Genomic DNA, 12,502 nt, shown 5'->3' with positions numbered 1-12,502 from the left:
CTGCGTCATTCGCTTGCTGATTTTAAGGCAGCTTTTTGAAGGACCGAATACTGCTAATCACTCGACAAAAGTTGCCTATCGGAAACTTTCCCCCTAAATGCACCTGAGCATACAGTGGCACACAATCGCGGGAGAGCGGGAACATGACTGGCAGACACACCCTGAACGGGCTGCAGATCGATCCGATTTTGGCAGAATTTATCGAGACGCAAGCACTGCCAGGAACCGGAGTGTCCGCGCAGCAGTTTTGGGCGGGCCTGGCGCGATTGGTGAACGATTTGGGGCCGAAGAATCGCGACCTTCTTGCGAAACGGTCTGAAATTCAAAGCCGTATCGACGGCTGGCATATGGCCCGCAAGGGGCAGGAGATTGATCCTGCCGAATACCATACTTTCCTGAAAGAGATCGGTTATCTGGTCCCAGAAGGGGATGGGTTTCAGATCGAGACAGCAAACGTGGATCCCGAGATTGCCCTTACCCCCGGTCCCCAACTTGTTGTGCCGATCACCAATGCCCGTTTTGCCTTGAATGCTGCCAATGCCCGTTGGGGCAGTCTTTACGACGCGCTTTATGGAACTGACGCTATGGGTGATTTGCCAGCGGGCGGTGGCTATGATGCCGCGCGCGGGGCGCGTGTGATCGCATGGGCCAAAGCCTTTCTGGACGACGTCGTACCACTGGCGTCCGGGTCTTGGGCGGACGTGTCCAGCCTTACAGTGAAGGACGGAGGATTGGTTCCTGCGCTGGGCGACCCCGCGCAATTTGCTGGGTTTGGTGGTGCGGCGGACAAACCGGAATTCGTGCTGCTTAAGAACAATGGCCTGCACATCCAGATCATGATCGATCCTTCCAGTACCATTGGCGCAACCGATCCTGCTGGCATCGCGGACGTCCGGCTCGAGTCAGCGCTGTCGACGATTATGGATTGCGAGGACTCGGTGGCTTGTGTTGATGCCGCCGACAAAGTTGTCGCATACGGCAACTGGCTGGGTCTGATGAAGGGCGACCTGACCGAAGAAGTCACGAAGGGCGGCACAACCTTTACCCGTAAGCTTGCGGACGACCTGAGTTTCACCACGCCGTCGGGCGATCAGGCCACGCTGAAAGGCCGGTCGCTGATGTTGGTACGTAACGTAGGTCACCTGATGACCAACCCGGCTGTGCTGGACGCTGAAGGGCGCGAGATTGGTGAAGGGCTGATGGATGCCCTCTGCACTACGTTGATCGCCATGCACGATATGAAGCGCGAAGGCGGTAACTCGGTCGAAGGTTCGGTCTACGTCGTAAAGCCCAAGATGCACGGGCCCAAGGAAGTTGCGTTCTCGGTCGAGATTTTCGACATGGTCGAAGACATTCTTGGCTTGCCCCGCAACACCGTGAAGCTGGGCATCATGGATGAGGAACGGCGCACTTCGGCCAACCTCAAAGAATGTATTCGGGCGGCGAAGTCGCGCGTGGCGTTCATCAACACCGGGTTTTTGGACCGGACCGGGGATGAAATCCACACGTCAATGGAAGCTGGCCCAATGCTGCCCAAGGGCGATATCAAAAATACGCCTTGGATCGCGTCCTACGAGGACCGCAATGTCGACATCGGTCTGGCCTGCGGCCTGAAAGGCAAAGCACAGATTGGCAAGGGCATGTGGGCGATGCCGGATCGCATGGGCGACATGCTGGACGCCAAGATCGGCCACCCGATGTCTGGCGCAACTTGCGCCTGGGTGCCGTCGCCGACCGCCGCGACATTGCACGCGACGCATTATCACAAGGTTGATGTGCTTGCGCGCCAGGATGAACTGGCTGCCGGAGGTGCGCGCGGTACGCTGGATGACCTGCTGACCATTCCACTGCTGGATGGTCGGAATTTAAGCGACGATGAAATCACTCGTGAGATCGAAAACAACGCTCAGGGCATTCTGGGCTATGTGGTGCGCTGGGTCGATCAGGGCGTGGGTTGCTCCAAGGTGCCGGACATCAACGACATCGGCCTCATGGAAGACCGCGCAACCTGCCGGATTTCGTCTCAGGCGCTGGCCAATTGGCTGCACCATGGCGTCGTAGGCGAAGCGCAGGTAATGGCCGCGATGCAGAAAATGGCGGCTGTTGTGGATCGTCAGAACGATAGCGACCCCAGCTATACGCCTATGGCGCCAAGCTTTGACGGCATCGCCTTTCAGGCAGCCTGCGATCTGGTGTTCAAGGGGCGGGTGCAGCCTTCGGGCTATACCGAGCCGGTTCTGCACGCCCGTCGTCTGGAGTTGAAGGCAAGCCAGGTGTAAGCGGTTCGGGTCGGGGCAAGGGGTATGTCTACCCCTTGTTTTCCAAAGAAGATTTTATCCAAATGAAAGGGATCAGGGATGGCTATTTCTTTGCGCAAGGCGCGCACCATCATTCGTAAGGCTCTCGAGAAGGGGCGCGAGATGGAGTTGAAGCCTCTGTCCGCTGTGGTTCTGGACGCGGGCGGTCATGTTATCGCCTTCGAACGTGAAGACGGTGCCGCCCCGGGTCGTTTCGCGATTGCGCATGGCAAGGCCTACGGCTCGGTCATGTTGGGCATGGCCGGGACCGCACAGATGCAACGCGCCGAGGCGCAGGCCTATTTCATGGCCGCAGTGAATGGCGTCTATGGCGGGCAGGTTGTGCCGGTTCCAGGTGGTGTTCTGTTACGCGACCGAAAAGGCGCTGTCATCGGGGCTGTCGGAGTAACAGGTGACACTTCGGACAATGATGCGATTGCCGCAATGGCTGGAATTGAGGCAGCCGGTTTGATTGGTGAGATTTAAGTCTCCGCTTGGTTTGTCCTGCCAATGCCAAAACTTTGGAATTATTTCCCGGTTGATAGATCTTCTCGGGAAATAATTCCATACAAAATGTCTTTTGAGGGATTGTATTGTGCACCCCTGAACACGTCCCTGCGCTGTCATGCAGGGCGTGTATTCTTGCACGTCTGAGAGGCTGCCGCTAGCTTCCATGTTAAGCAATGGAACAACAAGGAAAGCGGAATGTCTCGTCCTGTCGTCGGTATCATCGGCAACTCGTATCTCATGAATGACCAATACCCGACACATGCGGGTGGGACGATGAACTCGGACGCGGTTGCCAATGTGTCGGGATGTCTGCCGCTGCTGATCCCTGCGGACCCGCGCTATGTGACGGTTGATGAGTTGCTGTCGGTATGCGACGGCTTTCTGCTGACCGGCGGACGCCCTAATGTTCATCCAGAAGAATACGGCGAACCCGAAACCGAAGCGCATGGAGAGTTCGACCGGGCACGCGACGCCATCACCCTGCCACTGGTTCGGGCCTGTGTGGAACGTGGGCAACCCTTTATGGGCATTTGCCGCGGGTTTCAGGAGGTCAACGTGGCGATGGGTGGAACACTGTATCCCGAAATTCGCGATCTACCGGGCCGGATGAATCATCGGATGCCGCCCGACGGTACGCTGGAAGAGAAGTTTGCGCTGCGGCATGTGGTGACACTGGATGAGGGCGGAGTGTTCCACAATGTGTTTGGCGCGACCGAGGTCATGACCAACACCCTACATGGGCAGGGCATCAAGACGATTGGCGAACGTGTCGTCATCGAAGGTCACGCGCCCGACGGCACGCCCGAGGCGATCTTTATCAAAGACGCGCCTGGCTTTACGCTGTCTGTTCAGTGGCACCCGGAATGGGATGCCATCAACGACCCGGTGTCGCGCCCTCTGTTCGAGGCTTTTGGAAACGCTGTCCGGGTTTGGAATCGTGGCGGCTGCACCGCGATCAAGCAGTCTGCTTAACTGTACTTGCCCGCTGGTCTCTTGAGTCACGTCACTGCATCGCAACATTCAAATATTTATTTCTGAGGTCCGTCGAATAACCTTTTGAGCTAACCAGAGGGTCTGAGAGCCTGTCGCTGTTGACATGAAACAGGGCAGGATCGAGCGATAAGCGAGTCAACCCAAAGGCGAAGAGGCCGGACAAGGCTGCTTGCGGGAACATTGATAGTGTTTTCCGGTTTCGCGGCTGAGGCGGTCGCGCAGCAATGTGGCTCTCTGGGAGAATTGTTCTATATCGGGCGCACGCCCGACTCATCCTCTTCGGTGTGGTTGTCAGCGACAGAGCAAGGTGACTATCGCCTCGAAGCTGCGCAACGGAACACAACAGTAGACACCTGGGCCAAGTCCCGTCGAGGTGTTCATCTAAGCTATTCGCCCTTTGTTTCGAATGGAAACGGTGGAGTGCACCGGTTGTTTGCAGTTGGCGGAGCACCTAATGGCCGGGATTGCTTGATTGATACGCAAAATCAACAGCGAAACTGGAGCTTGCCCGGTGGCGGTGGTGGCTCTGGTGGCGGTGGCGGTGGCGGTTCAGGTGGCTCCGGTGGCGGCTTTGGCGGAGGCGGTGGTTCTGGCGGTTCCGGAGGTGGTTTTGGAGGCGGCGGTGGTTCTGGTGGATCCGGCGGCGGCTTTGGCGGCGGTGGCGGTTCAGGTGGCTCAGGTGGTGGCTTTGGCGGCGGCGGCGGTTCTGGTGGATCCGGTGGCGGCTTTGGCGGTGGCGGCGGTTCTGGCGGGACCGGTGGTGGTTTTGGTGGAGGTGGAACAACGGCTACCTTGCCTCGTACGCAACCCCAAGGTGCTTCTGCAGGGGCATATGCTGTCGGCGTAGAGTGCGTTGACGCAGCGACAGGTAAACTTGACGCGGCACTTTGTGATCCCACTGTAACAGCGCCCATTGCAGGCCCCCCTTTGACAGAGGGCCGTGATCTTGCACCGCCATCCACGTGGAATGTGTGGACAGACTTCACCTATACCGAAATCGAAGACACGCGCGGGGTCACTGAAGTCGACGTAAATGACAATTATTTTGCGGCAGGTTTCGACAGGCTTGTCACGCCGGACTTGGTCATTGGATTTCAGGTTGAATACGAAGACCTTGATGTCGAAGGGTTCCAGGGACAGTTCAGACAAGACACCAAAGGGTTGGCCGTCGGGCCTTATTTTGCCTGGCGTATGTCCGAGAGGTGGGTGCTGAACGGGTTGGCGACTGTTGGAGAGTTTTCAACGGATGCAAACGTCTTGGGATTGACTGGTGATTTTGATCGCACGCGTTGGCGTGCCAATCTGGAAGCTGTTGGCCAATATGAGGCCGGGCGATTCCTGCTCCGCCCGTCGGTTGCCTTTGACTACTACAATTACAGCGCGGAAGATTATGATCTGAGCGGTAGTTTGGCAGGGGTTCCGGTAAACATCATTGGTGAAGTTGCTTCTGCGACTTACAGCGCCTTGACGCCTGAGTTGGAAGTTAGCAGGCCATTTGTCACGTCACGATCGATTGTATCTCCATTCGCGACGCTAAGCGCAACGTACTGGTTGGACCGTGACAATATTGGCATTGGCGGGGGATCACAGACTGATTTGACCTGGGCCACACGCGTCGGGGTTCGCGGACGCGCAAGTGAAGCCGTCTTTTTCGAAGCAACGCTGGGTTATCTGAGTTTGTTCGAGGATGATCTGGACGCAACGGAAGCGTCGATTTTCCTGTCAGTCAATTTCTGATGCTAAGTGCAAAAAGTAAAAACGCCGGCTCATGCCATTGAGCCGGCGTTTTGTGATCAAACCAGCAGGTTGAACTGGTTGATCAGCGGCAGGCTGCGGGCACGTTCTCCGGTCAGATCAAACAGGGCATTTCCGAGCGCGGGCATCGAGGGGGGCGTGCCGGGCTCTCCTGCGCCACCCATGTGACGGTTGGTCTCGAGAACGCGCACCTCGACCTGCGGGGTCGTGTGCATGCGCATGGCGTCATAGTCAGGGAAGTTGAACTGCTCGGCTTCACCGTCTGCAAAGGTGATCTCGCCGTAACAAGCAGCGGACAGGCCATAGATCATACCGCCGAACATCTGCGCCTTGACGTTGTCAGGATCCAGCGCCAGCCCCATGTCGCAGGCGATCCACGCCTTGTTGATGCGGATGGTGCCGTCCTCGTCGGCAACCTCGATCACTTGTGCCACGGGTGTGCCAAAGCTGTAGGTAAAGGCGACGCCGCGGCCTACGCCATCAGGCGTTTTGCCGGTCCAGCCCGACATCTCTTTCACGGCTTCAAGACACCCGGCAGAGGGGGCGTGTTCGGATTTCATCAGCTCAAGCCGGAACTCAAGCGGATCGCGCCCAGCTGCATGGGCCATTTCATCCATGAAGGTTTCATGGAAGAAGCCATTGTGGCTGTTGCCGACCGAGCGCCAAAAGCCGACCGGGACGGCCAGATCCGCGATATGACCACTCATGCGGTAGTTCGGCACGGCGTAGGGTTGGTTGAAGAACCCTTCGACCAGCACCTTGTCGGGGCCGCCACCGGGGAAGCCGGTGTAGCGTTCAACCGCCTGCTGGGTTGGGGATTGCGAAGAAACCTTGCCGTCGATCAGAACGGCTTTGCCGTCCTGCACTGCGCCGCGCATCCGGGCAATGGCCCCGGGGCGGTAAAAATCATGGCGCATGTCTTCTTCGCGGCTCCAGGTCGTTTGAACCGGCGTGCCGGGCATGGCCATGGCAACCTTGGTGGCGATCTCGCTAAAGTCCAGTTCGCCCCGGCGACCAAATCCGCCACCCAGATAGGTGGTGTGAATTTGCACTGCCTCGGTGTCCAGATTGGCGGTGTTCGCGACGCGGAACTGAATCAGGGTCGGGGCCTGGTTGCCGCACCACAACTCCACAGCGTTTCCGGTATATAGCGCGGTGGCATTCATCGGTTCCATCGTGGCGTGGGCCAGATAGGGCACTTGGTATTCGGCGGTGACTTCCGTCGCGCCCTCGGGGGTCACGCTGACATCGCCATCGTCGCGCATGGTCGAATTCGGCGCGTCGTCAAACGCCTCGGCTATCTTGGCAAAGATACCGTCGGTGTCCGGCGGGTAGGGCGCATCGCCCCAGTCAACGTCGATGGCCTCAACCGCCTGGTTTGCCAACCAGGTGTTGTTGGCGATCACGGCCACACCTGTACCCAGATCGACAATTTTCTCGACCCCCGGCATGGATTTTGCAGTGCTGTCATCAAAGCCATTCATCGCGCCGCCCAGTTTGGGGTTCATGCGCACGGCCGCGAATTTCATGCCCGGCAGGCGGACATCAACGCCGAATTCGGCGGTGCCGGTCACCTTGCCAACCATGTCCAGGCGCGGTTGCGTCCGGCCCAGATAGCGCCATTCGGACGGATCGCGCAAAGACACTTCAACCGGTTCCAATCCGGCCGCATCTTCGGCAAGCTCGGAATAGGCGATCTTGTCGCCGTTGGGCGCAATAACGTGGCCCGAGGCCGTTTGCAGCTCTGAAGGGTCAACGCCTAACCGGTCAGCGGCTGCGCGTTTCAGCGTTTCGCGCGCCGAAGCACCAGCTTGCCGCATCCGCTTGAACCCGTCTTTCATCGAGGTCGAACCACCGGTGACCTGCAGGCTCAGCGTCTTGCCCAGAACGCCCAGTGCCTCACCCAGATTGTGCTGGAAATTCGAGATGTCATAACCCTTGTTGGGCAGTCCTTCGCCCACCAGGGCGGAGTTGTAATAGGCCGCTGCCGCCGGGCCATGCAGAACGGTGATCTGATCCAGGTCGACGTCCAGTTCCTCGGCAATCAGCGCGGCCCAAGTGGTTTTCACGCCCTGACCCATTTCAGCGCGGGGGGCGAACAGGGTGACGCCATTTTGGTCGATCAGCACAAACGGGTTCAACGCCGCTTCGCCTTCGCCAGGTTTCAACGGGTTGGCGGCTGGGCGGGTGACGTAATACGCGCCAAAGGCTACGCCGCCAACAATTGCGGCAGAGCCGATCAGGAACGTGCGGCGGAGGATCTTACCAACTTTTCCCATGACTTATGCCTCCTTCAGCTTGCCAGCGGCATCGTGAATCGCTGCACGAATTCGGGGGTATGTGCCACAGCGGCAGAGGTTACCTTGCATCGCGTCGTCAATGTCAGCATCGGTGGGCGAAGGGTTTTCTGCCAGCAAGGCGGCAGCCTGCATGATCTGTCCAGACTGGCAGTAGCCGCATTGCGCAACCTGATGATCGACCCAGGCTTGTTGCAGCGCGGACAATGCATTCGGTGCACCAATGCCTTCGATTGTGGTCACGTCACCCCAAACATCCGACAACGCGACCTGACAGGATCGCACGGCCTCGCCGTCGATATGAACGGTGCATGCTCCACAGGCGGCGACGCCGCAGCCGAATTTGGTGCCGGTCAACCCGACCTCATCCCGCAGAACCCAGAGCAGGGGGACGTCATCAGGCAAGTCCACCTGATGTTGTTTTCCATTGATCTTTAGGGCCGTCGCCATGGCGCACCTCTCGTTGCTGTGGCTGGTTTCTGACATAATTAGCGAAAAGTGTCAGGGTGTCAATTGACAATTTAATCAAAAAGTGTCAGTTCTTCAGACATGAAAGACACGACGGACGATTCACGGCAAAAGGCGATCCTGAACTCGGCGTTCCAAGCCTTTTCTACGTACGGGTATCGCAAGACCTCGATGGACGATATTGCGCGCGGTGCGGGGATGTCCCGGCCTGCAGTCTATCTGCACTACAAAAACAAAGAGGCAATCGTCAGCAAGCTGACAGAGTTATACTATGCCGAAAAAACCGTCGGTGTGGCGAAGGCACTGGCGACACAAGGATCGGTGCCCGAGGTGTTGATCCGCGCGATACAGGCTCAGACGGACGGGATGGCGAAAATTCTGGCCTCGCCACATGGGCTTGAAATACTGGACAACACCAAATCTCTGTCTTCTGAAATTATCGCCGCGGGTGAGGCAAAGCTGGCGGGACTATACGCAGACTGGCTGACGCAGCAGGAACAGGCGGGCCGCGTGCGCCTGCTGGCTGACGCGGCCGAGACCGGACGAACGATCGCGGCCACGCTCAAGGGGCTAAAGCTGATCGGTGCAGGGGCAGAGGTCTACGAACAGCAGGTGGCGCAGGTTGCCGCCCTTTTTGGTGCGGGGCTTGAGGTCAGGTAACGCGCTGGCGGACCTTGTATTCGGGCGCGTCCCACAGCTTGTTCTGCATGACATCGGCCAGAATCTCGGTTGCCTTGATCACATCGCCTTCGTCGATATAGAGCGGCGTGAAGCCAAACCGCATGATATCTGGCGCACGGAAGTCGCCGATCACGCCATGCGCGATCAGGGCCTGCATTGCGGCATAGCCTTCCTCGAAACGGAATGAAACCTGGCTGCCACGTAACTCTGGTGTGCGTGGGCTGGCCAGTTTCAACTCGGGGCAGGTTGCCTCAACACGGCTGATAAACAACTCGGTCAATTCAATGGACTTTGCCCGGACATCAGTCATTTCTGCCATATCCCATATATCCATGGCCGCAGACAACGCCGTCATTTGGATCACGGGGGGCGTGCCCACGCGCATGCGTTCGATCCCGTTGCCGGGGCGATAGTCCAGATCAAAGGCAAACGGGGCTTCGTGTCCCAGCCAACCGGACAGGGCAGGTCGCACTGTTTCCGCCAGTCGTGGCGCGACATAGATAAAGGCCGGGGCACCGGGACCGCCGTTGAGGTATTTATATGTGCAACCCACAGCAAAGTCGGCATTGCAGCCTGCAAGATCGACCGGAATTGCCCCGGCCGAATGAGCCAGATCCCATACGGTGACGACGCCATTGGCATGAGCCAATTCAGTCAGGGCTTTCATGTCATGCATTCTGCCCGATCGGTAATCCACTTCGGTCAGCATCAAGACCGCTATCTCTTCCGTGATAGCAGCGGCCACGTCCTCGGGATCTACGACGCGCAGTTCATACTCTTCACCCAGCGAACGCAGCAGACCGTCGGCCATGTACAGGTCCGACGGGAAATTGCCATTGTCTGACAGAACTACTTTGCGCGAGGGGTTGAGCTCCAGCGCGGCGGCGACGGCCTGATACACTTTGATCGACAAGGTGTCGCCTGTGACAACACTGCCCTGTTCGGCACCGATCAGACGTCCGATGCGGTCGCCCAGCCCGGTGGGTAGTCCCATCCAACCGGCCTTGTTCCAACCGGTAATCAACATCTGACCCCATTCATCTGTCAGCATCTCCTGTACGCGCGAGGTCGCTGATTTAGGCAGAGGCCCAAGAGAGTTGCCATCAAGATAAAGGATACCTTCGGGTAGAGAGAACATGGCTTTGGTTGCGGCGAAATCGGTCATGAAAGCTCGTTTTTTGTGTTTGTCTGTCGCTGTTTGTCCTCGGGCGTACCCTATCCAAACTAACCTGTCCACTGATGCGACATCGTGGGGTTTTGCTATTCTGTTCTGAAAACGATAGGACAGCGCCCAGAAACGACACGTATCTTTACGTTACGTCATCCACAAAGGACCAACTATGCGCTGGATCGATGTTCCCCCTGTGTGGCTTGCGGGCTTTGTCCTGTTGGCATGGTTGCAGGGCCGGTACGTGGGATTGGGCCTGTCGCTTGAAGGCGGGCTGACCGACCTGATCAGTGGTGTTTTGATCGGAGGTGGCGTCCTGTTAGCGGTTGTGGCAGTTGTCGAATTCCGCCGACATCAGACCACTGTCATTCCGCATGAAACACCAAGTGCGATGGTGCAATCCGGAATTTACAAACGCAGCCGCAACCCAATCTATCTGGGTGATGTGCTGATCCTGGCGGGTCTGATCCTGCGGTTTGATGCTGTCCTTTCGCTGGTGCTGGTGCCCGTCTTTGTCTGGGTGCTCGAACGTCGGTTCATTTTGCCTGAAGAGGATCGCCTGCGTCGCACCTTCCGCGCGGATTTTGCACGCTATGAGCGCAAAACGCGTCGGTGGGTGTAAGAGGGGCCGGCTCATGACACTACGTAACCGATGCTGCGCTTGCGAAATAAAATTACGCAAGATACATCTTTTCTTAACAAACCATACCCGAGGACCTGCTCGGCCTTAGACTCTAGGGGGACTGCCAGTGAAGATAGGCACACCGAAAGAAATATTGGATGGCGAGAACCGGGTCGCGATGACGCCGGACTCTGCTGTGCAGTTGCAGAAACTGGGCTATGAGTGCCAGATTGAGAAAGGGGCAGGTGCAGCCGCCGGTTTCTCGGATGAGGCGTATAAAGCCGTGGGCGTCGAAATCGTGAAGACGGCTGCGTCCCTGTGGAAGAGTTCGGACATCGTCGCCAAGGTGCGTATCCCGACTGAGACCGAGATGAAGCGTCTGACCAAGGGCAAGACGCTGATTTCCTTCTTTAACCCGGCGGGCAATGAAGACGGGATGGAGCTGGCCAAATCCAAGGGCGCGAATGTGATCGCGATGGAGATGGTGCCGCGTATCAGCCGTGCGCAGAAGATGGATGCGCTGTCGTCGATGGCCAATATCGCAGGTTATCGCGCGGTTATCGAAGCTGGTAATAACTTTGGTCGCTTCTTCACCGGTCAGGTGACTGCCGCCGGTAAAGTACCGCCTGCCAAGGTGCTGATCGTGGGCGCGGGTGTGGCTGGACTTGCCGCCATCGGGACCTCGACGTCTCTGGGCGCGATCACCTATGCGTTTGATGTGCGCCCGGAAGTGGCCGAACAGGTCGAATCCATGGGGGCCGAGTTCGTCTATCTGGACTTTGAAGAAGAACAGCAGGATGGCGCGGCCACTGGCGGCTATGCCAGCGTTCAGTCCGAAGAGTTCCGCAACGCGCAGCTGGCCAAGTTCCGAGAGCTGGCGCCCGAGATGGACATCGTCATCACCACCGCCCTGATCCCCAACCGCCCGGCACCCAAGCTGTGGCTGGAGGATATGGTCAAGGCGATGAAGCCGGGCTCGGTCATCGTTGACCTCGCGGCCGAGCGGGGCGGCAACGTTGAAGGCACCGTTCCGGATGAGAAGGTTGTGACCGACAATGGCGTGACCATCATCGGCTATACCGACTTCCCCAGCCGGATGGCGGCGCAATCGTCTTCTTTGTATGCGACCAACATCCGTCACATGATGACTGACCTGACGCCTGAAAAAGACGGTCAGATCAACCATGACATGGAAGATGACGTGATCCGCGGCGCAACCGTGACCCATGAGGGTGAGATCACGTTCCCGCCGCCGCCGCCCAAGGTGCAGGCGATTGCGGCGCAGAAGAAGCCGGAAGTCAAAGAACTGACCCCGGAAGAGAAAAAGGCGCAGGAGATTGCGGCCTTCAAGGCGCAAACAAAGCAGCAATTCACCCTGCTGGGTGTCGGTGGCGCGCTCATGCTGCTGGTGGGGCTGGTTGCTCCGGCCAGCTTCATGCAGCACTTCATCGTGTTTGTGCTGGCCGTGTTTGTGGGCTTCCAGGTGATCTGGGGCGTGGCGCATTCACTGCACACACCGCTGATGGCGATCACCAACGCGATCTCGTCGATCATTATCGTTGGGGCCTTGATGCAGATCGGATCGGGGTCTTTCCTGGTCATTCTGCTGGCGGCGCTGTCTGTCTTCATGGCCGGGATCAACATCTTCGGCGGCTTCCTCGTAACACGGCGCATGCTTGCCATGTTCCAGAAATCTTAAGGAGGCCGGGCA

The 12,502-nt window shown here is 58.0% G+C and carries 11 protein-coding genes; 8 read left to right on the top strand and 3 right to left on the bottom strand.

The window, feature by feature from the left end; all coding sequences use genetic code 11:
* The first annotated feature begins 143 nt into the window (after window positions 1–143).
* The 5 genes from ACR3EH_RS03925 to ACR3EH_RS03905 all read left to right on the top strand — a co-directional run bounded on the left by ACR3EH_RS03925 (window position 144) and on the right by ACR3EH_RS03905 (window position 5,537).
* Complete coding sequence (locus ACR3EH_RS03925; protein ID WP_171184937.1) at window positions 144–2,279, top strand: malate synthase G; 2,136 nt, start codon at window positions 144–146, stop codon at window positions 2,277–2,279.
* A 78-nt stretch (window positions 2,280–2,357) separates the two neighbouring features.
* The gene (locus ACR3EH_RS03920; RefSeq protein WP_171092247.1) at window positions 2,358–2,783 is read left to right on the top strand and encodes a GlcG/HbpS family heme-binding protein; all 426 of its coding nucleotides are present in this window, start codon (window positions 2,358–2,360) and stop codon (window positions 2,781–2,783) included.
* A 219-nt stretch (window positions 2,784–3,002) separates the two neighbouring features.
* Window positions 3,003–3,779: a gamma-glutamyl-gamma-aminobutyrate hydrolase family protein gene (locus ACR3EH_RS03915; protein WP_171184935.1), complete on the top strand. Its 777-nt coding sequence runs from the start codon at window positions 3,003–3,005 to the stop codon at window positions 3,777–3,779.
* A gap of 493 nt (window positions 3,780–4,272) precedes the next feature.
* Window positions 4,273–4,647 (top strand): hypothetical protein, encoded by a 375-nt coding sequence (locus tag ACR3EH_RS03910; protein WP_171675426.1) that lies wholly within the window; start codon window positions 4,273–4,275, stop codon window positions 4,645–4,647.
* 80 nt (window positions 4,648–4,727) lie between these two features.
* Window positions 4,728–5,537: an autotransporter outer membrane beta-barrel domain-containing protein gene (locus ACR3EH_RS03905; protein ID WP_171184932.1), complete on the top strand. Its 810-nt coding sequence runs from the start codon at window positions 4,728–4,730 to the stop codon at window positions 5,535–5,537.
* Between the two features lie 56 nt (window positions 5,538–5,593).
* On the opposite strand, the gene ACR3EH_RS03900 is transcribed toward ACR3EH_RS03905, so the two are convergent.
* Both ACR3EH_RS03900 and ACR3EH_RS03895 read right to left on the bottom strand, forming a co-directional pair.
* Window positions 5,594–7,834, bottom strand: coding sequence for a xanthine dehydrogenase family protein molybdopterin-binding subunit (locus ACR3EH_RS03900; protein WP_171675428.1), 2,241 nt, complete (start codon window positions 7,832–7,834; stop codon window positions 5,594–5,596).
* 3 nt (window positions 7,835–7,837) lie between these two features.
* Window positions 7,838–8,302 (bottom strand): (2Fe-2S)-binding protein, encoded by a 465-nt coding sequence (locus ACR3EH_RS03895; protein WP_171184928.1) that lies wholly within the window; start codon window positions 8,300–8,302, stop codon window positions 7,838–7,840.
* A gap of 99 nt (window positions 8,303–8,401) precedes the next feature.
* On the opposite strand from ACR3EH_RS03895, the gene ACR3EH_RS03890 reads away from it, so the two are divergent.
* The gene (locus ACR3EH_RS03890; protein ID WP_171184925.1) at window positions 8,402–8,980 is read left to right on the top strand and encodes a TetR/AcrR family transcriptional regulator; all 579 of its coding nucleotides are present in this window, start codon (window positions 8,402–8,404) and stop codon (window positions 8,978–8,980) included.
* On the opposite strand, the gene kynU is transcribed toward ACR3EH_RS03890, so the two are convergent.
* A complete protein-coding gene (gene kynU / locus ACR3EH_RS03885) occupies window positions 8,973–10,166 on the bottom strand; it encodes a kynureninase (RefSeq protein WP_171184923.1) in 1,194 nt (397 codons plus the stop codon). The two genes, ACR3EH_RS03890 and kynU, sit on opposite strands and share 8 nt — an antisense overlap.
* Before the next feature lie 175 nt (window positions 10,167–10,341).
* Here kynU and ACR3EH_RS03880 point away from each other — a divergent pair, with 175 nt between their 5' ends.
* Both ACR3EH_RS03880 and ACR3EH_RS03875 read left to right on the top strand, forming a co-directional pair.
* Window positions 10,342–10,791 (top strand): methyltransferase family protein, encoded by a 450-nt coding sequence (locus tag ACR3EH_RS03880; RefSeq protein ID WP_171184920.1) that lies wholly within the window; start codon window positions 10,342–10,344, stop codon window positions 10,789–10,791.
* 127 nt (window positions 10,792–10,918) lie between these two features.
* On the top strand, window positions 10,919–12,490 hold the full coding sequence (locus ACR3EH_RS03875) for a Re/Si-specific NAD(P)(+) transhydrogenase subunit alpha (protein WP_171092230.1): 1,572 nt from the start codon (window positions 10,919–10,921) through the stop codon (window positions 12,488–12,490).
* Window positions 12,491–12,502: the final 12 nt, after the last annotated feature.

It is taken from the genome of Ruegeria sp. BG7 (assembly GCF_056535685.1).
The sequence above is the reverse complement of the archived record's forward strand: the minus strand, read 5'-3'. Positions and strand labels throughout refer to the sequence as shown.

Bases quoted from the DNA above. Each gene is read 5' to 3' on its own strand.
- ACR3EH_RS03895 (WP_171184928.1), bottom strand. From the start codon at position 8,302: ATGGCGACGGCCCTAAAGATCAATGGAAAACAACATCAGGTGGACTTG.
- ACR3EH_RS03915 (WP_171184935.1), top strand. From the start codon at position 3,003: ATGTCTCGTCCTGTCGTCGGTATCATCGGCAACTCGTATCTCATGAAT.
- kynU (WP_171184923.1), bottom strand. From the start codon at position 10,166: ATGACCGATTTCGCCGCAACCAAAGCCATGTTCTCTCTACCCGAAGGT.
- ACR3EH_RS03900 (WP_171675428.1), bottom strand. From the start codon at position 7,834: ATGGGAAAAGTTGGTAAGATCCTCCGCCGCACGTTCCTGATCGGCTCT.
- ACR3EH_RS03880 (WP_171184920.1), top strand. From the start codon at position 10,342: ATGCGCTGGATCGATGTTCCCCCTGTGTGGCTTGCGGGCTTTGTCCTG.
- ACR3EH_RS03925 (WP_171184937.1), top strand. From the start codon at position 144: ATGACTGGCAGACACACCCTGAACGGGCTGCAGATCGATCCGATTTTG.
- ACR3EH_RS03890 (WP_171184925.1), top strand. From the start codon at position 8,402: ATGAAAGACACGACGGACGATTCACGGCAAAAGGCGATCCTGAACTCG.
- ACR3EH_RS03920 (WP_171092247.1), top strand. From the start codon at position 2,358: ATGGCTATTTCTTTGCGCAAGGCGCGCACCATCATTCGTAAGGCTCTC.